The sequence below is a fragment of the Ensifer sp. LBL genome (assembly GCF_050435225.1).
Classification (GTDB): domain Bacteria; phylum Pseudomonadota; class Alphaproteobacteria; order Rhizobiales; family Rhizobiaceae; genus Ensifer.
Genome location: NZ_JBNDJY010000009.1, coordinates 118,324 through 140,940, shown reverse-complemented (window position 1 = coordinate 140,940; position 22,617 = coordinate 118,324). Strand labels below are relative to the sequence as shown.

Genomic DNA, 22,617 nt, shown 5'->3' with positions numbered 1-22,617 from the left:
GAGGCCAAACCGGCATGCGATCGCCGCTGTTTTTCAGGCGTGCTGTTCGAGCGGTACTGCCTCGTTGCCTTGGCGATTTTCGCGTCGGATCGCCAGTTTCCGCACCAGGACGTAGAACACAGGTGTCAGCACAAGGCCGAACACAGTGACGCCGAGCATGCCGGCGAAGACGGCGATGCCCATGACATGACGCATCTCGGCGCCGGCGCCCTTTGCAATCACCAGCGGAACGACGCCGGCGATAAAGGCAAGCGACGTCATCAGGATCGGTCTCAGCCGAAGACGGGCCGCCTCGAGCACGGCGGACAGAGGATCGGCGCCTTCGTCCTCCTTCGCTCGCGCAAACTCGACGATCAAGATCGCATTCTTGGCCGCGAGCCCCACGAGAACGACAAAGCCGATCTGCGTAAAGATGTTGTTGTCGCCGCCGGTAAGCCAGACGCCTGCGATCGCGGAAAGCAGCGCCATCGGTGCGATCAACAAAACGGCGAAGGGCAACGACCAGCTGTTGTACTGAGCAGCGAGTATGAGAAACGCCAACAGGACCGACAGGGGGAAGATATACATCGCCGTGTTTCCGGCCTGCTTCTCCTGATAGGCGAGCTCCGTCCATTCAAAGGTCATGCCGGGTGGCAGCGTCTCCGCGGCGATCCGTTCTATGGCTGCGGTCGCCTGTCCGAAGGAGTAACCGGGCGCAGGTCCGCCGCTGATATCGGCCGACGGGAAGCTGTTGTAATGCATGACGCGATCCGGCCCCGAACTGTGCTTGACCGTCAGCAGCGCCGACAGCGGGATCATTGCACCCGCCGCGTTGCGCACCTTCAATCGGCCAATATCCTCCGGCTGCATTCGGAATGGCGCGTCCGCCTGAACCACCACGCGATAAGTCCGGCCGAAACGGTTGAAATCGTTGGCGTAGAGCGAACCGAGATTGGCCTGCAGCGTTTCGAAGATGGTGTTGAGCGGCACCCCTTGAGACTTGGCTTTCACCCGATCGATGTCCACCTGCACCTGTGGCGCATTCACCTGAAAGCTTGCGAGCATGCCGGCAAGCTCCGGCGTCTGCATCGCCTTGCCCATGATCGCGCCCTGCGCTTCGGCAAGCGCCGCAAAGCCGAGGCCCGCTCTGTCCTCGACCTGGATCTTAAAACCGCCGGTCGTGCCGAGACCCGGAACGGGTGGCGGCGGGAAGATGCCGGCAAAACCGTCCGGTATCTGGCTGAACTTGCCCATCAGGCGACCGGCGATCGCGAATGCGGACAGGGAGGGATCCTTGCGTTCGTCGAACGGCTTCAGCATCGTGAACATGACGGCGGCATTGGGGATATTGACCATGCCGTTGACCGAGAGCCCCGGGAAGGCGACGACGCTTTCCACGCCTGGTTCGGCGAGTGCGATCTCCGACATCTTTTTGACGACCGCCTCGGTTCGATCTAGCGATGCGCCTGTCGGCAATTGGGCGATGCCGACGAGGTAGTACTTGTCCTGCGCCGGCACAAAACCGGCCGGCACGGTCTGGAAGCCCAGCCATGTCATAGCGACCAGGCCGCCATAGACGAGCAGCACGAGCGCGCTGAGCCTGACGGCACGACGGACGGACCAGACATAGGCATCCGAAGCGCGCTCGAAGAACCGGTTGAAGAGCCGGAAAAACCAGCCGAACAGGCCGTCGATCACCCGGGTCAAGAGATCGCGCTTCACCTCGCCGTGGTGTGGCTTCAGAAGTACGCCTGCAAGTGCAGGGGAAAGCGTGAGGGAATTGACAGCAGACAGGATCGTCGAGATGGCGATCGTGAGCGCGAACTGGCGATAGAACTCGCCTTGCAGGCCGGACAGGAAGGCGGACGGAATGAACACGGCCGAGAGCACGGAGGTGATGGCTATGATCGGCCCGGTCACCTCGTCCATCGCCTTGCGCGCCGCTTCCTTCGGTGTTTCGCCAAGCGCGATGTGACGCTCGACGTTTTCGACGACGACGATGGCGTCATCGACCACGATCCCGATCGAGAGCACCAGGCCGAACAGCGACAGCGTGTTGAGCGAAAAGCCGAACATGTACATCAGCACGAAGGTGCCGACCAACGAGATCGGCACGGCAACCAGCGGGATGATCGACGCCCGCCAGGTCTGAAGAAAGAGCACGACCACGATGACGACCAGAACGATCGCTTCGAGCAGGGTCATCACCACGGCCTCCAGCGAGGCCTTCACGAAGACGGTGGGGTCGTAGGCGATGCGATACTCGATGCCCTCCGGAAAGCCTTTCTGCAGGTCTTCCATGGTGGCGCGAATGGCGCTTGCCACGTCGAGTGCGTTGGCGCCGGGGCTCTGGATGATCTGCAGCGCCAGCGCCGGCTTGCCGTCAAGAAGACTGCGAAGCGCGTAGGAGTCCGCGCCCAGTTCGATACGGGCAATGTCGCGCAGGCGGGTGACCTGGCCATCGGCGCCAGTCTTGACGACGATCGCGCCGAACTGCTCCTCGTTGGATAGCCTGCCGAGCGTGTTGACCGTGACCTGCAGCGCTGCCGACGCGTCCGGTTGCTGGCCGACGGAGCCGGCGGCCACCTGAGCGTTCTGTTCCTGGATTGCCGCGACCACATCGGAGGCGGTCAATCCGCGCGCTGCGACTTTGGCCGGGTCGAGCCAGACCCGCATGGAGTATTCGCCGGCGCCCCAGACAAGCACGTCCCCCACACCGGACAGGCGCGCGAGCTGGTCGCGAACCTGCAGCGTGGCAAAGTTCGACAGATAGAGCGGATCGTAGCGGTCGTCCGGGGAGACGAGATGCACGACCATCAGGATGTCCGGCGAGGTCTTCTGCGTCACGACGCCGATGCGCTGAACTTCCTGTGGCAGGCGCGGAAGCGCGCGAGAGACGCGGTTTTGAACCTGAATCTGCGCCATATCGGGGTCGGTGCCCTGCTGAAAAGTCACCGTCAGCGTCATGCGTCCGTCGGTTGCAGCCTGCGAGCTCATGTAGAGCATATTCTCGACGCCGTTGATCACCTGCTCCAGCGGAGCGGCAACCGTTTCGGCGATCACTTCGGGGCTCGCGCCCGGATAGCTTGCGGTGACCTGCACGGTCGGCGGCGTCACCTGGGGATATTCGCTGAGCGGCAGCTTAAGGAGGGTCAGGCCACCACCGATCAGCATCAGCACCGAAAGAACGACCGCGAAGATGGGGCGGTCGACGAAGAAGCGTGGAATGTTCATCGACGCGCCCCCTGCGAAGCGGCCGCTGCCACATCACCTTCGGCCGCTTCGCCCGACACCATCGAAACCGCCTGCGGGTCCACCTCCATGCCAGGGCGAACGAGCCCCTTGATAATGATCTTGTCACCCGGCTTGAGACCGCTTGAGACCACCCGCAGGCCGTCGATCATCGGCCCAAGCTCAATCGGTCGATATTCGGCCTTGTTCTCCGGCCCGAGCGCCAGCACGTAGCGGCGCCCCTGATCGGTACCGATCGCCTGATCGTGGATGAGAACTGTGCGGGCAGGCTCCGCGGTTACGAGGTTTACCCGTGCAAAGAGACCGGGTGCGAGCAATCCATCCGGGTTCGCGACGATCGCGCGGGCCCGGATCGTGCCGGTGCTGCGTTCGACCTGGTTGCTGATGAAATCGAGAACGCCCGCATGGGGGAAACCGGTATCCGTCATGACGCCAACCCCGACAGGCAGCTTCTCGGTGGCGCCTTCTCCCTTGTCAGGCCGCGCTCGCCCGCTAAAATCGAGAAACGTCGCCTCGTCTATGTCGAAGTAGACATAGAGCGGGTCCGTCGAAACGATGGTGGTCAGCAGCGTGGCGGCGCCGGCATTGCCGCCTGAAACCAGGTTGCCTTCGGTCACCCGCACGCGATCGACCCGCCCGCCGATCGGAGCCACGACGCGGGTGAAGGAGAGATCAAGCTCGGCCGCAGCCACTGCCGCCTTGGCAATTTCGACCTCGGCCTGCCGTTGGCGCTGGACGGCTTCGGCATCGTCATAGGTCTTGCGCGACACGGTTCCGTTCGGAACCAGGGTTTTGGCGCGCTGGAACGCAATGTCGGCGTGATCGAGCAGAACGATCGCCTGTTTCAACCGCGCCGTGGCGGCGTCCATGGTGACCTGGAACGGTCGCGGATCTATCTGGAACAGGACCTGTCCCGCTTTCACGAGCGCGCCTTCGGGAACACTGACGCTGTCGACGGCGCCGCCCACGCGCGGACGCAATTCAACGGATTTTGCCGCCTCGAAATGGCCTGTGAATTCCACCGCCGGCGCGACCTCGCGCGTGACGACCTCGGCGACCGGGACCTTGGGCATGGGCGCACCCGCGGTTCCGGTCGCCGCGACTGCCTCGGACGCACTGGTCGAGGAGGCAAGCGCAAGAAGGCGTTTGGCGAAGGTTCCCGCTCCATCGTCGTTGACAAGGGCAAGCCCTCCAACGGTTGCGATACCGGCTAGAAACAGGGCGGCGGCCTTTTTACTCATTCTCGTTCACCTTCATCTGTTCACGCGCCCGGCCGGAGTGGCCACGGCAGCGATCAGTTCTTCGCGAAGGTGCGGTTTCCAACGATGGAAAGGTCAAGACCTCCAGAAATTTCTTTCGCTCACCCTGATACGAATGATCAGGATCTGCCGGAAAGAGATTGGAAAATCTGGATTTTCGTCTTGTGTATTCTCCGGCTCCGGCACTCCGGTGGGGGAGCCGCCGCCTACGATTGAGCCGTGCTCTCCGCTGGGGCACGACGCCACTCTCATTGGTGTGGTCGCGCCGAAAGTCCCGCCCGGCGATCGGTGCAGGTTCGCCGTCGCATTCTGAGCCTACGGCATCCGAACCCAAAAGCGTCGGCCGTCATCCGACACCCCTTGACCTTACCAGCGCTGGAAGCCGCAGCCTGCAGGCATTTCCGCTTGCCGCCGTCAAAAGCCGGCCGGCGAGCGGATCCGAACTCTCATGAGGAAACATTTGATATGACCGTCAAACGCATAGACATACGATCGGCGCGGACAAACCTCGAGGTGTATGCCGACCAGACCATTCTCGACGCCGCGCTCGCGGCCAAGCTTCCTTACCCCCATGGCTGCAGGTCCGGGCGGTGCGGCGCCTGCAAGTCTCGGCTGATCGAAGGCGAGGTGGAGCTGCTCCAGCATTCGCCCTTCGCTCTCACCGATGAGGAGAAAGCCGGCGGCCTTATCCTCGCCTGTCGGGCGCTTCCCGTAACGGACACTGCCGTGGCATGGCTTGGAAACGGCGAAGAAGATGCGCCTCAGTCGCCCCAACGGCTAAACGGCATCGTGACGCATCTGGAGGACCTCACGCACGACATCAAGCTGGTGCGCATCGATGCCGAGGGTGGGGCAAGTTCGCGCTTCGTTGCGGGGCAATATGCCGATGTCCGCTTTGAAGGGGTCCCGGCCCGCAGCTATTCCATGGCCAATCGACACGGCGATGGCGGTGTGGAGTTCCACATTCGTCATGTCGTCGGCGGCGCGACCTCGCAACATGTGCACGGCGCTCTGAAGGCAGGCGACAGGGTGGCGCTGGAATACCCGATGGGATCTTCGTATCTGCGGGAGAACCATTCCGGCCCGATCCTGTGCATCGCCGGCGGCTCCGGCCTCGCACCGATCAAGTCGATCGTCGAAACCGCCCTTGCTCACGGAATGAAACAGCCGATCCATCTCTATTTCGGCGCACGCAGCGAGCGCGATCTCTATCTCGTCGATCATTTCCGTGCGCTCGCCGAGTGGCACGCCAATCTCGTCTTCCAGGCCGTATTGTCGGAAGCGGATTCGGCAGGATACCGCCGTGGATACGTGACAAAGGCCGTGGCCGAGGATCTGTCTGACCTCGACGGATGGAAAGCCTATGTCGCCGGCCCGCCGCCGATGGTGGACGCGGCAATGGAGGTTGCCTTCGCGCGTGGCCTGAACCGCTCGGACATGCATGCCGACGTGTTTTTCACGCCCGAACCGGCGGAATAGCCGCTGTCGGGCGTGAAAACTGGCGGAGCGGCTGCTTAACTCGCGATGCGGAAGCAGCCGGGCGGAAGCTCAGCGAAGCTGGGCGCCCGCCATCTCCTCCGGCTGCGGCCTTCTGATCCTGACCTTGTCGACGTTGCGGCCATCCAGGGCGACGACTTCATAGGTCAGGCCACCGAAGCTGACGCTTTCGCCCTGGTTCGGCAGATGTCCGAGGCGCCAGAGAACGAGGCCCGCCAGCGTGGAGTAGCGGTCGGCCTCATCCACCAGATCGACGTCCAGCAGCTTTGAGACATGGCGGATATCGATCCACCCGTCGACGAGCAGCGCGCCGTCTTCCTCGTGCTCGACCGTCAACTGGTCGTCATCATCGTCGGCAAAGTCGCCGGCGATGGCTTCGAGCAGGTCGGTCGGCGTCACCAGGCCTTCCATCGAGCCATACTCGTCGAGCACGATCGCAACCTGGAGGGGCGACTGTCGCAACTGCTCGAGCAGGCGCAGGGCGCTCACGGTTTCATGCACGACCAGCGGCTGGCGAAGCGATCGGTTGAAGTCGATCTTGCCGGTCTCGAGAAGGTCTCTCAGAAGGTCTTTTGCGAGCGCGACGCCCAGGAACTCGTCGAGATTGCCGCGCCCGATCGGGAAGCGCGAATGGCCTGTTTCGATGATCTTGCGGCGCAGCTCGTCATCACTCTCCTCGATATCCAGCCACTCGACATCGAGCCTCGGGGTCATGACCGACTTCGCCGGTCGCTCCGCAAGTGTCAGCACGCCTTCGATCATCTCGTGCTCGACCGGCGTGAACAGCTCGTCCTCTGTCGCCCGCTCCGCGATGACATCGGCCGTTTCGCCGAGTGACGTCTCGCTCTTGCGTCGACCGAGGAGCGAGAGAACGGCATTCGCGGTGCGCTCGCGCAAATCACCCGTTGTCATGAACCGCTCGCGATTGCGACGGCCGATCTGGTTGAAGGCCTCGATCAGCACCGAGAAACCGATCGCCGCATAGAGATAGCCCTTGGGGATATGGAAGCCGAAGCCTTCGACGATCAAGGAGAAACCGATCATCATCAGGAAGCCGAGGCAGAGGATGACGACGGTCGGGTGCTTCGACACGAAGGCCATCAGCGGCTTGGACGCAAGCAGCATGACGCCGACGGCGACGATAACCGCGATCATCATCACGGAAAGATGCTGCACCATGCCGACGGCGGTGATGACGCTGTCCAGCGAGAAGACCGCATCGAGGACGACGATCTGCACGAGGACCTGCCAGAAGACCGCATGCTCCACCTTGCCTTCCTTGTGACCGGCATGGCCCTCGAGGCGCTCGTGCAGCTCCATTGTCCCCTTGAACAGAAGGAACAGGCCGCCGAACAGAAGGATCAGGTCACGCCCGGAGATCTCGGCGCCGAGCACCGTGAACAGAGGCGTGGTCAGTGTCACGATCCAGGCGATCGAGGCAAGCAGGACGAGGCGCATGCCCAGCGCCAGTCCGAGACCGATCAGTCGGGCTCTTTCCCGTTGATGCTCTGGAAGCTTGTCCGCGAGGATGGCGATGAAGACGAGGTTGTCGATACCGAGCACGATCTCGAGAACGATGAGGGTGGCGAGACCCGCCCAGGCGGCCGGATCAGACATCCATTCGAACATCATTGGGTTTAAAGGCCAGCCCTCAAGGCAAGGCCAATCCTTCTATTGTTAAGGGGAAAAGAAAATGCGTCGCCCGCCCGTCTGGCAGACGGCTACGAGCGCAACGGAAGTGACTGCGAAACCGCTTCAGCGGCGTCGCGATTGTGGGGTCCGATAAAGGTTGGTCAGGGTCGGCGTCGTCAGGCATGCCGCGTGGTCCGCCTTATCGGATAGGCCAGGTAAGGCGCAGCAAACAGCAAGCCGAACGCGGCCCATCCTGCGCGACCGGAGAGGCGGCGGGTCGTCGTGACCGGATGGGGGACAGGCAATGGGCTTGGTGCAGCTGGGGTCATGAGAGGAGGATGACTCAGGTCGGAGGCTGGCTTCCGGGGGAGGGGGATGATCCCCGGAAGCCAAAAGCGGCGTCAAATATCTTCGTCGCCGCCGAAATCCATGTCGTCGGCGGGCGCTTCCGGCTCGGGGGCAGGGGCGGCGGGTTGAGCGGCCTGAGCCTCGTTACCGCCGAACATGCCCGCGATCGCGTTGCCGAGCAGGACGCCACCGGCAACGCCCATCGCAGTCTGCGCGGCGCCCGCGAGGAAGCCTCCGCCGGCGCGCTGTTGCATCGGCTGGCCGTAAGCCTGGCTCTGGTTGCCCCATGGCGAGCTCGAGGCGGCATGGCCATACCCGGCCTGTTGCGGCGCCGGGCGCGGAGGGGCAGCATTGCTGCCGAACATCGAGGCGAAGAAGCCACCGCGCTGCTGGCTCTGTGCGCCGCGCGCTTCCAGTTCCTCGATGCGGCGTTGAGCCGCCTCCAGCGCCTGCTCCTGCACAACGATCGTCTGCGCCATGTAATAGGGCGCGCCCGGCTGCTGGCCGATCCGCTCCTGAATGAAGCGGTCCGCGTGGGCGTCGCGCGGAGCGGATTGCCGCTCCGCCTGGGCGAGCTTGGAGAACAGGCCGTCGATGGCCTGCTGATCATTGCGATCCATGAGATATGTCCTTGATATCGGCGACAGTTATTCTTCGCGCTGGCCGGTAAAGTTCAGCAGCAGCTGGAAGATGTTGACGAAGTTCAGGTAGAGCGAGAGGGCGCCGAAGACCGCCAGCTTCTGCTGGGATTCCTGGTCGAAGTTGTCGGCATACTGCTCCTTGATGTTCTGCGTGTCCCAGGCGGTCAGGCCGACGAAGACGACGATGCCGATCACCGAGACGGCAAACTGAAGAGCGCTGGAGCCGAGGAAGATGTTGACGATCGAAGCGATCATCACGCCGATCAGGCCCATGATCATGAACGAACCGAACTTCGCGAGGTCCCGTTTCGTCACGTAGCCGTAGAGGCTCGTCGCGCCGAACATGGTGGCGGCGATGAAGAAGGTGCGGGCAATGCTGGCGCCGGTAAAGACCAGGAACACCGAGGCGAGCGACAGACCCATGACGGCGCAGAAGGCCCAGAAGGTCATCTGCGCCGAAGATGCCGACATCGAGTGCATCTTGAACGAGAAGAAAAAGACGAAGGCGAGGGGCGCCAGCATCACCACCCACTTCAGCGGGGTGGAGAAGATCGGCACGTAAAGCGCCGGAGTGGTACCGACGACGAAGGCGACGAGGCCCGTCACCACGAGGCCGAGGCCCATATAGTTGAACACGCGCAGCATGTGCTGGCGAAGGCCCTCGTCGAGGGCGGCGGCCGAAGCCTGGCTCATACCGCCGAAGCGGTTCTGGTTCTGATACATGAAGGTTTCCTCAGTAAAGTGAGTTCTTGAGAAGCTCGGCCTCGTCGCTGAGGCCGATGCCCGGCGTGCTTGAAACGACGGCATAGGCAACCTCGCCGACCTGCCACCAGGCAGCCTCGGCATTGGATAGGTTGAGGTCCTTCACGGGTTCGACCGCAAAGCGACCGGGCCTGCCGGCGAAAAGTGAAATGACCGTGCCCGCATCGGTCTTGACGCTCATCTCGACGCTGGGTCCGAATTCCGACGGGAATACCTGGACATCGACGACGTTCCAGCCCTTCGGCAACTCCGGCATGACGATGGCGGTCGCGGCACGAATGTCGTCCCGGTCGTAGGTCTGGACCTCCGGCTGCGACGGCATTCCCGCCCGGACGAGCGAGGTCTGATGGGCGCGGATGGCGTGTTCCACGAATGCCGGCGGATGGGCCGAGGCATTGACTTCGCTCGGGCCGACAGCCGAATGGGCAATCCACCCGACCGACACCAGCAAGCCGACCGCCGCAACCTTGTGCAGCGCGTTCCAAACGCGCGCATTGGCCAGGCCAGATGAAAGGCGCCGAGCCGCTTCGCGCGTTTCCGGACGACCGGCAACGGCGTCCGACGTCATCGCCAGCTTGAGCGTGGTGCGCATGCCAAGGTCGGCCATGACGCGCGCCGCCGCATCCGGGTTCCTGGCAAGCCAGGTCTCGACCCGTAGTCGACCGGTCGCATCCAGCTGATTGTCGATGTAGGCGTCGAGATCGCCATCGGTGATCGTATCGACATCAGTCATTGTCGCCTCCGACAAGCTTCAGATGGTTGGGCTTCTTCCGACCGCTTTCGAAATCTCTGAGCGCCGCTCGTGCGCGCGAGACGCGCGACATCAAGGTCCCGACGGGAATGTCGAGTATATCGGCCGCTTCCTGGTAGGAGAGATCTTCGACCGCAACGAGATGTAGGGCTTCGCGCTGCTCTTCCGGCAACAGCATGAACGCTTCGCGAACCTGCGCGAGCCGGACGCTGTGTTCCTGGTGGGCCGGGTAGGACGACGCCGCTTCCTGCGCCGTCTGGCCGTCACGCTGGCCGCGCGACATCGCCGACCGCACGCGATCGATATGGGCGTTGCGAACGATGGCGAAGAGCCAGTTCCGAAGGTTCGCGCCCGATCGGAATGTCGAGCGCCGCTCGTAGGCTCTCACCAGGGCATCGTGGACGAGATCTTCAGCGTCGGGCGAATTGCGCGCGAGCGAACGCGCATAGCGCCGCAGCGCGGCCAGCTGCCCAATAACGTCGAAAGCACCCTTTTTCGAATCCATACCCGCATATACGGAGCCGATGCGATTTCTCATCCATGGTCGACGAAAAAAAATATCGTCCACCCGGATGCGGCACATTCGGATAGCATATTCGCCATCATAAGCGGAGCGCGCTTGCGCTTTGGTTGCCCCGGGCTGCCCCTATGTGCTCGCGGCTAGCGCTTCGAGGGTTGCGGCAAGCAGCATACGGGCACCGTCGATGGAATGCGCGGGCTCGACATATTCCGCTTCGTTGTGGCTGAGCCCGTCTCGGCAAGGCACGAAGATCATGGCTGCCGGCGCGACGCGACTGACGAACAGGGCATCGTGGAAGGCACCGGAGAGCATGCGCTTGGTCTTCAACCCGAGCGAGGCGGCGGCGCGATCGAGACAGGCGAGCAGGTCGTCCGAGAAGAGGGCGGGCGGCATGTCGAAGATTTGCCGCGCTGCGCTCTGGCAACCGTTGGCGTTGGAGGCGCTGGCACATGCCTGCCGGACCCGCGCCTCCAGGTCGTCGATGGCTTTGGTCTCCGGGTGGCGCAGATCGACTGTAAACGTGACCGAACCTGGTATCGCGTTCACCGAACCTGGTTCGACTGCGAAGCGGCCGACGGTAAAGCGTGCGCGCGGGTCGCTCGGCATGGCATTCTTGTAAAGTGGTTCAAGCGCGGCCACGGCGGCGGCCATCGGGTCGCGACGGAATTCAAGCGCCGTCGTGCCGGCATGCGCTGCCTGTCCCTCGATCGTAACCTCCAACCACCGCGTGCCTTGGATGCCGTAGACGATACCGACCGGTATGTTCTCCCGCTCGAGCGACGGGCCCTGTTCGATATGAAGCTCCAGGTATCCGGAGATCGGGAAGCCAAGCGGGCGCATTTCGGCGTCCGGCAAGGCTTTCAGTGTTGCCTCCAACTCGTCGACGAACGACGCTCCGTCGCGCCCGCGAAGATCGGACCAGGCCTCGGGGATGGCGCCGGCGGCAAAAGCCATCGATCCCATCGTGCCTGGGGCAAAGCGGCTTCCTTCCTCGTTGGTCCAGGCGACGACCTCAAGCGGAAGATCGGTCTCGATGCCGGAATCTTCGAGGCTCTCCATCACCTCAAAGGCCGTCAGGGTGCCGAGTGCCCCGTCATAGCGCCCGCCGGTTGGCTGGCTGTCGAGGTGGCTGCCGATGACGAACGGCGGGCGATGAGGAAAACGGCCCTCCCGCCTGATGAACAGGTTTGCCATCGGATCCTGAAAGACGCGAAAACCGCGCGCAATCGCGAGTTCCGCCAGCATCAGGCGGGAGGCGCGATCTTCCGGCGACAAAGCCTGCCGGTTGACGCCGCCGGCCGGCGTCCCGCCGATCCTTGCGAAATCGTCGAGACGCTTGAGCAGGCGCTTGCCGTTGATCGTTGTTCGAGAGGTCATGGCCGTTCTCACATGTCGCCTTGATCAGCTGTAGGCTGCATCATGAAAGGCGATTTCCAGTTGCTGCGCTCGCCCGAAGATAGCGCTCAGGCGTTTGCGCTCGGAAGCGTCGAGCGTGTTGCCGGCCGCATCCAGTTCTCGGCTCAGCCACTTCGCCTGGGCCGCGAACTCATCATCGGCGTGCATCTCGACCCATTCCTTCAAGTGCGGATCGGCAAACGATGAGCGGACGGCCCTTTTCGACCAGGTCCAGTACATCCACTCGGCCGCAAACATGGCAGCGACGGTATCGAGGAAACCGCCGTTTCGGGCGATCTCCAGCATGCCCGCCCGGAAAGCCTCGACCTCGGCGACATCGAGATCGTAGGCCCCGGGATCGATGTTGCGCGCCGCAAAAATCCGTTCGAAATAGGCGATCTGCTGGTTGGCGAGCGCGTCCAGAACGGCAATCAGCCAGCGCTTCTGTTCGATTGTCTCGGCTTTGGCCGTCGCAAAGGCGAAGATCGAGATCGCGGTTTCCACGAACGCGCCCTCATAGACGAGATAGCGTTCGAAAACCGGTGTGGGCAGGCGCTCCATGACTATGTCCTCGACGAAGCGATGGTTCACCATGGCTTCGAAGACGGCGGCGTTCTCCCGCAGGATCTGTTGCGAAAGCGTTTCAGCCGCCATCGTCACGCCTCCAGCGCGGGTTCGGCAGCGGCGCGGAAAGCCTTCACTCGCTCGATATCGACCGGGTTCCACCAGACCCCGCCCTGCTTCAGCGACGAGGCGACGATCACGCCGTTGGTGCGCTTGAGGATTTCGACGATGTTGTCCTTGGTCACGCCGGAGCCAACCAGAAGCGGCAGGTTCGTCGCCGAGCCGATTTCCTCGATTTCCTCGATGGTTGCCGTATTGCCGGTGCGCTGACCGGTGGCGATCACGCCATCGGCGTCGAAGAAGGCGAGGTCGCGCGTCAGTTCCTGGATCGAGCGATCGGCAACGATGGCGTGGGCGCCGTGCTTCACATGGCTGTCGGCAAAGACCTTGATGTGCTCGGCGCGCAGCAGGGAGCGGTAGCGCATCGCCTCTGCGGCCCGCCCTTCCATGAAGCCTTCGTTGGCGACATAGGCATTGGCCCACTGGTTGACGCGAATGAACTTGGCGCCGCCCGCCATGGCGATGGCAAAGGCCGGGATCGGCGCATTGGCAAGAACGTTGATGCCGAGCGGCACACCCGTCGCCCGGGCGATCCGGTCGGTGACGACCGACATGAAGGCCGCCGTTTCGTGGCCGATATCTTCCGGTTTGGAGAACGGCACGTCGCCGTGATTTTCGATCATCAGGCCATGCAGCCCACCCTCGACCAAGGCCTCGGCATCGCGCATGCAGGCGTCGTAGATCGCGGACATATCGGCGCCCCGATAGCGCGGCGCGCCGGGGAATGCGGGGCAATGGATCATGCCGATCAGAACCTTGTCAGTCCCGAATATTTCCCTTATGGCGCTTGAGGACTTGTCAGATATTTCCTGCATTTCTCTCCCTTTCGAAGGTATGTTCATGCACGCTTACGTAATCGGTAATGTGACGGTGGACGAGACCATCGCCGTGTCGGAAATGCCGGCCGCGGGCGCATCGATCCACGGTAGCCAGCGGTCCCGGGACCTCGGTGGCAAGGGCGCGAACCAGGCTGTCGTCATGGCCCGCACGGGCCTACTGACGAGCCTTGTCGCAGCCTTCGGCGACGGTTTTCGCGCCGACATGATCCGCCAGCATCTGGCGAGCGAGCCGGTCGTCAGCAGGCTTGTGCCGGTCCTCGGCAAGTCCACCGACTTCTCGATCGTGCTGACCACGCCGGATGGCGAGAACGTCAACATCACGACCACGGATTCAGCCCAGAACCTCACGCTTGCCGACGCCATCGCTCCGCTGACCGACGCGGTCCCCGGCGACCTCGCGGTGCTCCAGGGAAACCTGTCGGACGAAACGACACGCGGCATCCTTGAAGCTGCACGCGCTCGTCACATGATCACCGCCTTCAATCCGTCTCCCTTGCGTCCCTATTTCGGCACCCTGTGGCCCTTGATCGACATCGCTTTCCTCAACCAGGGCGAGGCGCAGGCGATGACCGGCACCAGCGGCGAAGAGGCTGCCCGCAAGCTGCTTGCGGCCGGCGTTCGCGAAGTCGTTCTGACCTTCGGCGGCGACGGAGCCATGCTCGTCACCGCCGAAAGCAGTGTCCGGATCGGCGCCGTCGAATGCGACGTCGTCGACACGACGGGCGCGGGCGACACGTTTATGGCGGTGGCGCTCGCATCCGCCGCACTTCGTGGCACTCGCCTCGATCGCACCGCGATCGAACATGCAACACGGGCCGCCGCCATCACTGTCAGCCGTCCCGGAACCCGTTCGGCGTTTCCGTCGATCGAGCAGTTGCAAGCGATCCTCGCCGCGCGCTAGGCTCTCCCTAGCGCGCGATCCTCGCTGTGCTTAGCGCGCCGTTTCCGTCATCCACCCAAGGATGTTCTTCCAGAGGCGGCCGTAGCCCTCCCATTCGCAGAATGCCGGCGACAGCCAGTGGGGGCCGATATCGGACGTCCAGGCGGCGGTGCGCCCCTTGCCGAAGCCGCCAAGCACGAGCAGCGGATGCCCGCCCTGGTCTTCTGGGAGCCGGGCGATGACCTCCGCTCCATCGCGAACCTCCACCTCATTGACGCCAAGAAGCAGCGGCCAGCTGCCCGAAAGCCCCGCCATGGTCGGATGATCCGGCTTGACGACGTCTGCAACCGCGCCCTCGGGAATTTCGACGCGGTCGTCATAGGGAAGGCAGGTCACCGGAAGCGTGTCTTCGACGGCCGTGCGGCGCCAGCGGGCCTTGCCATCGATTCCCTGGAAGGAGAAGTAGCCGCCGACCATCAGCAGCGCTCCACCCTTTTCGACCCAGGCCTTGATGAGCTTCAAGCGGTTCGGAACGGTGCGCGAATGCAGCCATACCGCCGGCGGCAGCAACAGCGAGTTGGCGCCGATATCCGACAGGATGATCGCATCATACTGGTCGAGGCCGGCCATCTCATAGGGGAACTGGTCCACGGCGTCGTGTGCGGTCATGTAGGTCAGCTCGAACTCGCTGTCCTTGAGCACCTTGACGAGCGGTTCCGCGCCCAGATGGAAGGTGACGCTGCCGAACTGGTCGAAACCTTTGTAGTGGGTGGCGGAGCTTACCCAGCTCTCACCGACGAGAAGCACTTTCTTTGTCATGGTCTATCCGTATGTCTTGAATTGCGTTGGGAGCCGATGTCAGGCCCCGGTTTGGAATACCGAGCGGGGATTGTCCCGCATCATTCTGTCGAGCGCGCCGTCGTCCAGTCCATGCCGCTTGAGGCGCGGCAGGAAGTGGCGCAGGACGTAGGCATAGCCGTTGCCTCCGTAGTGGCTGAGCATCATCTTCAGGAACACATCGTGCGAGAGCAGGATGCGGTCCATGTGGCCGGCGTCCACCAGCCTGGCGATCGCTCGTGCTGCCTCTTCGTCGCTCGGGCACTGCACCTGCTGATCGGCATAGAAGAAGTCCATGCCGATCATGTCGTATTCGATGAACGCACCGCGCTCGGCGAGCTCGCTTTGATAGGCGAAATCGTCGTGGGACGGGTTCATGTGACAAAGCACGGTGTGGCGCAGATCCGCCCCTTCCTCGGCGACGACATCGAGCACCCGATGGCCGAGCCGAAACCAGCCGGGCAGGTGCACCATCAGCGGCAGGCCGGTCCGGACCTGCGCCCGTGCGGCCCCACGCAGGGACTTCTCCTCCGCTGGAGTGAAATCGGAGGAGACGCCGATCTCGCCAATCAGCCCGATTTTCACGCCCGTGCCGTCGACACCGTCGATGGCCTCGCGGACAATGCCATCGGCGATCTGGTCGACGCTCATGTCGGCGACCTCGGCGGGATGCGAAGAAGCGAGATAGTATCCAGCTCCCATCACGATGTTGAGGCCCGTCGCCCTGGAGATCCGCTGCAAGGCGAGCGGGTTTCTGCCGATGCCCTTGCAGGTGGGTTCAACCACCGTGCGGCCGCCTTCAGTCGCGAAAGCCTGCAATTCGGCGATCGCCAGGGGTTCGTCGTCAAGCGTGATGTTGTGCTTGTTGACGAAGGGGTCCTGGCGCAGTTCGCCGAGGATCTCCATGCAGACGAAGCCTTCAGCGAGATACTGACGCTCCTTCGTTTGCGGCGCGTTCCACCAGCAGCGGCAATCGTTGAGGATGTGCTCGTGCATCAGTGTGATGCCGAGCTGGCCCGCGCCGATCGCGCCGTTCACCGTCATCACCTTGCCGGACCGCACATGTCCTTCTGACAACTCCTTGCTCATGACGGTCATCTCTTGCCGCCGAAGCGGAAGTTGGCGGTGAAGATCCGGGTGTTGAGCCAGATCGCAACGAGAATGATCGCGCCGGTAACAATCTGCGTAAAGAACGGCGAGATATGCATGAGAATGAGGCCGTTACCGATGACCGCGATCGTCATGGTGCCGAGCACGGTGCCGAGGATGGTGCCGCGGCCGCCCATCAGCGACGTGCCGCCGAGCACGACCGCGGCGATGACCTGTAGTTCGAAGCCGACCGCTGCATTCGACGAGCCGGAGCCGAGGCGCGCGGCGATCAAGAGGCCGGCAAGGGCGCAGGCGACCCCGGCGATCATGTAGACCGAAGCGATCACCCATTTTGCCGGCATGCCGACGCGACGGGCGGCTTCCATGTTGGAGCCGACGGCCACGACCTGGCGGCCGTATTTGGTCGAGGAAATGACGACATAACCAGCGACCGCGACCGCAACCGCGATCAGGGCAGGCATCGGAATACCCAGCAATTCACCGCGGCCGAGCATGAAGAAGCCCGGGGCATCCTTGATCGGGATCGAATAGCCCTGCGTCAGATAGAGCGCCAAGCCGCGCAGGATCGACAGGCCGGCAAGCGTGACGATGAAGGCCGGAATCCCCTGATAGGCGGTGAACCATCCCTGCACGAAGCCGAGAAAAGCGCCGAAGAACAGCATCGCGATGACGACGAGAGGCCAGGGATACCCCATCGCCAAGACGATGGCGGCGACCGCATTGACCAGGGCGACCTGCGAGCCGACCGACAGATCGATGCCGCCGGTGATGATCACCAGCGTCATGGCGACGGCGACGATGAGGATCGGCGCTGCCTGGCGGATGACGTTCAGGATGTTGCCGAGCGTCATGAAGGTATCGGTCGTGGCCGCGAAAAAGACGACGCAGGCCAGGAAGAAGAAGGCGATCGACAGGACCTGGGCGTTTTCCGAGAGGAAGTCTGCCGCTGGCGAGCCTTTCGCGCGTTCGGTGTAGGCCGTCATTGCTTGGCTCCTTCCCCGACGATCAGCTTGACGAGGTCTTCCAGGTTGGTCTTGCCGATTTCGCGCTCTGCCACCTTGGTGCCTTCGTACATGACGGCAATGCGGTCGCAGACCCGGAACAGGTCCTGGAGGCGATGGGTGATCAGGATGACCGAGACGCCCTTTGCCTTGACGCGGTTAATCAGCGCGAGCACGGCTTCGACCTCCGCCACGGCAAGCGCCGAGGTGGGCTCGTCCATGATCAGGACCTTCGGATTGAACGATGCGGCACGCGCGATCGCGATCGCCTGGCGCTGTCCACCCGAGAGCTGGGCGACCTTGCCGGTCAGCCGCGGAATGCGGATTTCCAGCGCGTCGAGCATCTTGCGTGCTTCGGCGAGCATGGTCTTCGTGTCGAGGAATGGTCCCTTGCTGATTTCTCGGCCGAGGAAGAGATTGCCGACCACGTCGATGTGGTCGCAAAGGCTCAGGTCCTGAAAGACCATTTCGATGTTGCGGTTGCGCGCATCTGCAGGTCCTGAGAACCGGACCTCTTCGCCTTCCAGGGTAATGGTTCCGCCATCGGGAATGTAGGTTCCCGATATGACCTTGGTCAGCGTCGATTTGCCGGCGGCATTGTCGCCGACGAGGCCAAGGCATTCGCCGGGATAAATATCGAGGTCGACGCCGCGCAGCGCCTGGTGCGATCCGAACGTTTTGACGATCCCCTTGAGGGACACGCGGGGGCTGACACCGGTGCGGGAGGGCAAAGCCCCCCCGACACCAGCGACAGCGGGAGGATGCTGTCTTTCAGTCGTCATCATTTGAAGATCGCCCGATATGGCTCGACGTTGTCCTTGGTGACGATCGTTACCGGCACGGCGATGGTCTTCTCGACGCTGCCGCCGTCGGAGACCTTCTTCAAGGCGTCGATCGCAGCGGCGCCCATGGCAGAAGGATCCTGCTGGATCACGGCGGTGACATAACCTGCGTCGATGCCAGCAATCGCCTGGGCGGTAAGATCCCAACCGAAGACCTTGACGCTATCCTGCTTGCTCTGGCTTTCAACCGCGGCGATCGCGCCCATCAGGGCCGGCTCGCCGGTCGCATAGATCGCGGTCAGGTCGGGGTTGCCGGTAATCAGGTTCTCGGCGGCCGCAAGTGCGTTGTCCTGCACGTTCTGTCCATCGACGACGCCGGCCGAGCTGATGCCGTCGACATCCTTGATCGTCTTTTCAAATCCCTCCTGACGAACGTTCTGGATGAACGAGTTAAGCGCGCCGACGACACCGATCTTGGCTTTGCCATCGGCGTTGGTCTTGATGTAGTCGAGGAAGAACTTGCCCATGTCGGCGCCCGCCGTGGCGTTGTCGACGCCGATCTGCGCCTTCTGGGGGCCTTCCGGAAGGATTGCATCGATGGCAACGACGGGGATCCCGGCTTCGGCCGCCTGGTTGACCGCCGGCATGATGCCGTTGACGTCGATTGCGACGACGGCGATGCCATCGACCTTCTGCTGGATGTAGGTTTCGATCGCACTGTTCTGTGCAGCCGGGTCGTTGTTGGCATTGAAGATGACGAGCTTCGCGCCGGCAGCGTCAGCTGCCTTCTGCGCGCCTTCGTTCATCTGATTGAAGAAAAGCGCCTGCTGGTTGATTTGCACGAGTGCGAAAGTCTTTTCGGCGGCAAGGGCTGGCGAAAGAGCCGCGCCGAGGGTCGTCAATGCCGTAAAACCAAGCGTGGCGATTAAGGTCCTGCGTTTCAAATTCCAGTTCATGTTCTCATCCTCTGTTGGTTCTCCATTGCGTGATTTATCGTTTCGCCGGCGGAGCAACGGATTTCCGCACGACGATTTCGACTGGCAGGAGCTCTTCGACGAGAGCCTGCTTGCCCTGCCAGTTTGTTTCGAGAAGAAGGGAGAGGGCGCGCTCGCCGATCGCTCGGACCGGCTGGCGAATGGCGGTCATGGGCGGACCGAAAAGATGCAGCGGGCCGACATCGTCGAAGCCGATGACAGAGACATCGTCAGGAACGGACACCCCCTGGTCACGGAAGACCTCGATCATGCCGATGGCGATTTCGTCCGAGCTGGCGAAGATCGCCGTTGCCGGGCGGCCTTCCTCGATGAAGCGTTTCGCCGCCTGCCGACCAAAGGTCACGGTGTAGTCGCCGGCGTATTTTGACAGCCGGAAATCTTCGCCGAACGCATCGCGCAGCGCCTGCTCAAGACCGTTGAAGCGCCGACGCGAACTGATCATCGCTTCGGGGCCACCGACGAAGAGCACATCCCTATGCCCGAATTCGGCCAGATGCCGGCCGGCGAGCGATCCGCCCATCTCGTTGTCGCAGAACAGCTTCGGTGCCTGGGCGCCCGGGACGTCTTCGTCGGCGATCACGACTTTGCCGGTGCGGTTTATCAAGGTGGCGAGTTGACCGTCATCCGGGTGGTTGGTGACAAAGATCAGGCCGTCGACATGATTGCGTTCGATCAGTTGAAGATAGGCGACCTCACGACCGGCCCGGTTCAGGGTGGCGTAAAGCGAGACGGCAAGACCGCGGGTATCCGCCTCTTCTTCGACGGCTGCCACGAGCGTCGCGAAGAAGGGGTTGGCAATATCGGGAACGACAAGACCGATGGTGTCGGAACGACCGCGGCTGAGCCGGCGGGCATGCGGGTTGGGCTGGTAATTGAGGTCGCGGATCGCATCCGAGATCCGCTTCTTCGTCTCGAAGGGCAGGTCGAGCGATCCGTTCAGCAGGCGTGACACCGTCGTCACGGAAACGCCGGCAGCTCGGGCTACATCCTTCAGACCTGTGACGCGTCGTGTGGTCACCTTGGCTCCATCCCTTGCCGTTGTAAACCGATTTACTAAAACGCTTTACAATAAGATTTCGAGTTTCATGTTCTGTCAAGAGACTTTCTCGGACGCGGCGGTGGCGCGCGTATCTGGCCACGGATTTGGGACGATTGGCGGCGGCGAAAAGACCGAAAGACCGATACCGTTTGCTCTTGAGAAAACAGCATCTTGGAGCTGCGAGGCGGGAACAAATCAGCGCCCTGATCGATTGAGCGATCATGGAAAACAAGGTTCTATTGGCGGCGGTAGTGCTGCTATCCCCCGCCGGTCTGGCCAATGCCCAGGCGCTTCAGCCAGAAACCATCGACCGTGCGTCGATCACGCCCACATCGCTGGAACGAAGGACCGAGACCTCGGACACGCCAGATCCCGCCATCGTCCGGCTTCAGGTTCTTCTCGATCGGGCAGGGGCTTCGCCCGGCGTGATCGATGGTTTCGCCGGCGAGAATGTCGCCAAGGCGATCGCCGCCTTCGAGACCATGCAAGGCCTGCCCGCTGACGGAAAACTGGACGCCGACGTGATCGGGCGACTGTTGGAGCAGACGACGGTGGTCGAGCCCTATGTCATCTCCGAGGACGACGTCAAAGGGCTGGTGGCTGAGATTCCCGAAGACTATTCCGAGCAGGCGAAGATGGATCAGCTCGGATACACGAGCGTCGCCGAGAGGCTGGCAGAGCGCTTCCACATGGATATCGATCTCCTCAGGGCGCTCAATCCGATTTCAGCGTTCTCGGTCGGTGATACGGTCTCCGTTGTGAACCCAGGGGCTGCGAGGCAAGGAACGGTCCAACGTATCGAAGCACACCGGCGCACCGGTCAAATCTTGGCGCTTAGCGCCGATGGTACGCTGATCGCGGCCTATCCGGCGACGATCGGCAGCCGGGAGACACCGTCTCCTTCGGGAACGCACAAGGTCAAAGGCGTCGCCCGGATGCCGCCCTATGTCTACAATCCCAGGATCAACTTCAAGCAGGGCGATAACCGAAAGGTCCTGACCTTGCCGGGTGGCCCGAACGGGCCGGTCGGCACCGTCTGGATCGATCTCTCGAAGCCCACCTACGGAATTCACGGGACGCCGGAGCCTTCGATGATCGACAAGTCCGGATCGCACGGATGCGTTCGCCTAACCAACTGGGATGCGGAGGAGTTGGCGGCGATGGTCAAGCCTGGCGTCATCGTCAAGTTCGTCGACTAAGCTACCTAAGACGCTCAGAAATTTTTGAATGGCCAAAAAGCGAAATCGGCCACCGAACACGCCGGTGATCGTTCGCGCAATTCCGAAATTGAAGCTTCAGCGGATGCGCGTCTGAACGCGCACGATGTTCATCTGAAGCTCGTGGCTGGTTGCGTATCTGCCAAGCACCTTGATCAGGCGCAGCTCTTCGGTCTTGTGAATGCCGGTCCGCCGGCAATAATCCGCGACGTCCCAGATATGTTTGATCTGGGAGTTGTCGACTGTTCGAACATCCGTGTGTTTCATCCCGTGCCTCCCCTAACCCAACACAACGTTTGGAGGCCGGTTTGGTTCCGCCAGGATACGTTCCCGGCGGTTATCGCCTATGCGTGCCGAGCCATAGTGGATGAGCGACGGCTACAGGGTGCAGAGCGAGCGCGACGTCGGGGTCAGCCTCGAAACCTCGATCCTTCGCCAGCACTGGCTATCCATTCGAGGAAAGACCTCACTGGTCCACCTGACGTCGTTGCTCAACCGCTCCTGATGCCGTGAAAAGCCGTCCTCGTCCTCATGCATTTCAAACCAGACAAACACCGTCTCGCCTTCACGGACGGGGAGCCTTGGGAAGGCGTTTGCGCTGCGCTCGGTGACGAAGACCGCCTCGATGCGAGCGCCGGCTTCTTCGAGGATCGGCAGCGCCTCGGCGATGAAGAATGCGGCGAAACGGTCCTCCGTGCCGGGGGCCAGCGAGCAGATGTTCACAGTGACGAGACCTTTGGTCGACCGTGCCTCCTTCTCCCTTGCGAGATTGCGAGCAAACGGCTGTGTGCCGGCGACAGGCTTCAGCAGCAATACGTTGTCCGAGTTGAGCATCGTCTCGTTGGCTAGAGATCCATGCTCCTTCCAGACCGGCCCCGAATAAAAGGCCGCCAACGCCTCCGTTCGCGTCTCCATATCCGCAAAGGACCGTACCCAGACGAAGGCGTCGGGATCACCACAGTCGCGGAATTCACCTTCGACACGCATTCCAAGCGCTTCCTGCGGGTCGACGAATTCGCGGTCGAACAGATCGATCAGACGCTCCCTTCCGCCGGGATGAAGTCGGTAGCGGCGAAGTTCGTAAACGGCGTGCGGTTTCATGATTCCTCCAAAACAGGTCGATTGTCCTGTTTCCAATAACAGGTTGATTGACCTGTTTTGTCAAGGCACTATCTGAATCGGATTTTCAGGTGACGG

General features: G+C 62.4%; 21 protein-coding genes. 3 read left to right on the top strand and 18 right to left on the bottom strand.

From position 1 onward, the window contains the following. Window positions 1-33: 33 nt before the first annotated feature. Complete coding sequence (locus tag OKW20_RS29315; protein ID WP_429177894.1) at window positions 34-3,213, bottom strand: efflux RND transporter permease subunit; 3,180 nt, start codon at window positions 3,211-3,213, stop codon at window positions 34-36. Next, a complete protein-coding gene (locus OKW20_RS29310) occupies window positions 3,210-4,472 on the bottom strand; it encodes an efflux RND transporter periplasmic adaptor subunit (protein ID WP_429177888.1) in 1,263 nt (420 codons plus the stop codon). The genes OKW20_RS29315 and OKW20_RS29310 overlap by 4 nt, the downstream gene beginning before the upstream one ends. A 483-nt stretch (window positions 4,473-4,955) precedes the next feature. Here OKW20_RS29310 and OKW20_RS29305 point away from each other — a divergent pair, with 483 nt between their 5' ends. Beyond that, window positions 4,956-5,969, top strand: coding sequence for a 2Fe-2S iron-sulfur cluster-binding protein (locus tag OKW20_RS29305; RefSeq protein ID WP_429177886.1), 1,014 nt, complete (start codon window positions 4,956-4,958; stop codon window positions 5,967-5,969). 69 nt (window positions 5,970-6,038) lie between these two features. Here OKW20_RS29305 and OKW20_RS29300 read toward each other — a convergent pair whose 3' ends face one another. The 8 genes from OKW20_RS29300 to OKW20_RS29265 form a co-directional block, all read right to left on the bottom strand. After that, a complete protein-coding gene (locus OKW20_RS29300) occupies window positions 6,039-7,619 on the bottom strand; it encodes a TerC family protein (protein ID WP_429177884.1) in 1,581 nt (526 codons plus the stop codon). Between the two features lie 401 nt (window positions 7,620-8,020). Further along, a complete protein-coding gene (locus tag OKW20_RS29295; protein WP_429177882.1) occupies window positions 8,021-8,587 on the bottom strand; it encodes a DUF2076 domain-containing protein in 567 nt (188 codons plus the stop codon). Window positions 8,588-8,614: 27 nt separating this feature from the next. Then, window positions 8,615-9,331 (bottom strand): Bax inhibitor-1/YccA family protein, encoded by a 717-nt coding sequence (locus tag OKW20_RS29290; RefSeq protein WP_043621199.1) that lies wholly within the window; start codon window positions 9,329-9,331, stop codon window positions 8,615-8,617. Between the two features lie 10 nt (window positions 9,332-9,341). After that, entirely contained in the window at window positions 9,342-10,103 is a 762-nt protein-coding gene (locus OKW20_RS29285; RefSeq protein ID WP_429177880.1) for an anti-sigma factor family protein, read from the bottom strand. Further along, a complete protein-coding gene (locus tag OKW20_RS29280) occupies window positions 10,096-10,626 on the bottom strand; it encodes a sigma-70 family RNA polymerase sigma factor (RefSeq protein WP_043621195.1) in 531 nt (176 codons plus the stop codon). Before OKW20_RS29280 ends, OKW20_RS29285 begins: the two co-directional genes overlap by 8 nt. A 141-nt stretch (window positions 10,627-10,767) precedes the next feature. Then, window positions 10,768-12,018 (bottom strand): Zn-dependent hydrolase, encoded by a 1,251-nt coding sequence (locus OKW20_RS29275; protein WP_429177874.1) that lies wholly within the window; start codon window positions 12,016-12,018, stop codon window positions 10,768-10,770. A 24-nt stretch (window positions 12,019-12,042) separates the two neighbouring features. Next, complete coding sequence (locus OKW20_RS29270; RefSeq protein ID WP_429177872.1) at window positions 12,043-12,690, bottom strand: TenA family protein; 648 nt, start codon at window positions 12,688-12,690, stop codon at window positions 12,043-12,045. Window positions 12,691-12,692: 2 nt separating this feature from the next. Next, on the bottom strand, window positions 12,693-13,535 hold the full coding sequence (locus OKW20_RS29265; protein ID WP_043621188.1) for a BtpA/SgcQ family protein: 843 nt from the start codon (window positions 13,533-13,535) through the stop codon (window positions 12,693-12,695). A gap of 25 nt (window positions 13,536-13,560) precedes the next feature. Between OKW20_RS29265 and OKW20_RS29260 the strand changes: the two genes are divergently transcribed. Beyond that, on the top strand, window positions 13,561-14,460 hold the full coding sequence (locus OKW20_RS29260) for a ribokinase (RefSeq protein WP_429177870.1): 900 nt from the start codon (window positions 13,561-13,563) through the stop codon (window positions 14,458-14,460). 30 nt (window positions 14,461-14,490) lie between these two features. On the opposite strand, the gene OKW20_RS29255 is transcribed toward OKW20_RS29260, so the two are convergent. The 6 genes from OKW20_RS29255 to OKW20_RS29230 are packed head-to-tail and all read right to left on the bottom strand — an operon-like array spanning window position 14,491 to window position 20,182. Then, complete coding sequence (locus tag OKW20_RS29255; protein WP_034790452.1) at window positions 14,491-15,258, bottom strand: glutamine amidotransferase; 768 nt, start codon at window positions 15,256-15,258, stop codon at window positions 14,491-14,493. 39 nt (window positions 15,259-15,297) lie between these two features. Then, complete coding sequence (locus OKW20_RS29250; protein ID WP_429177863.1) at window positions 15,298-16,365, bottom strand: phosphotriesterase family protein; 1,068 nt, start codon at window positions 16,363-16,365, stop codon at window positions 15,298-15,300. 5 nt (window positions 16,366-16,370) lie between these two features. Next, the gene (locus OKW20_RS29245; RefSeq protein ID WP_192449862.1) at window positions 16,371-17,369 is read right to left on the bottom strand and encodes an ABC transporter permease; all 999 of its coding nucleotides are present in this window, start codon (window positions 17,367-17,369) and stop codon (window positions 16,371-16,373) included. Further along, window positions 17,366-18,169 (bottom strand): ATP-binding cassette domain-containing protein, encoded by an 804-nt coding sequence (locus tag OKW20_RS29240; RefSeq protein WP_429177994.1) that lies wholly within the window; start codon window positions 18,167-18,169, stop codon window positions 17,366-17,368. Before OKW20_RS29240 ends, OKW20_RS29245 begins: the two co-directional genes overlap by 4 nt. Beyond that, window positions 18,169-19,125, bottom strand: coding sequence for an ABC transporter substrate-binding protein (locus OKW20_RS29235; protein ID WP_429177859.1), 957 nt, complete (start codon window positions 19,123-19,125; stop codon window positions 18,169-18,171). The genes OKW20_RS29240 and OKW20_RS29235 overlap by 1 nt, the downstream gene beginning before the upstream one ends. A 34-nt stretch (window positions 19,126-19,159) precedes the next feature. Beyond that, window positions 19,160-20,182, bottom strand: a complete 1,023-nt coding sequence (locus tag OKW20_RS29230) for a LacI family DNA-binding transcriptional regulator (protein ID WP_156134187.1) — start codon at window positions 20,180-20,182, stop codon at window positions 19,160-19,162. Window positions 20,183-20,424: 242 nt separating this feature from the next. Between OKW20_RS29230 and OKW20_RS29225 the strand changes: the two genes are divergently transcribed. After that, complete coding sequence (locus tag OKW20_RS29225) at window positions 20,425-21,402, top strand: L,D-transpeptidase family protein (RefSeq protein ID WP_429177857.1); 978 nt, start codon at window positions 20,425-20,427, stop codon at window positions 21,400-21,402. Window positions 21,403-21,498: 96 nt separating this feature from the next. Here the strand turns inward: OKW20_RS29225 and OKW20_RS29220 are convergent, their stop codons facing one another. Both OKW20_RS29220 and OKW20_RS29215 read right to left on the bottom strand, forming a co-directional pair. Then, complete coding sequence (locus OKW20_RS29220; protein ID WP_043621173.1) at window positions 21,499-21,687, bottom strand: hypothetical protein; 189 nt, start codon at window positions 21,685-21,687, stop codon at window positions 21,499-21,501. 111 nt (window positions 21,688-21,798) lie between these two features. Further along, window positions 21,799-22,521 (bottom strand): NIPSNAP family protein, encoded by a 723-nt coding sequence (locus OKW20_RS29215; RefSeq protein WP_429177854.1) that lies wholly within the window; start codon window positions 22,519-22,521, stop codon window positions 21,799-21,801. Window positions 22,522-22,617 lie beyond the last annotated feature (96 nt).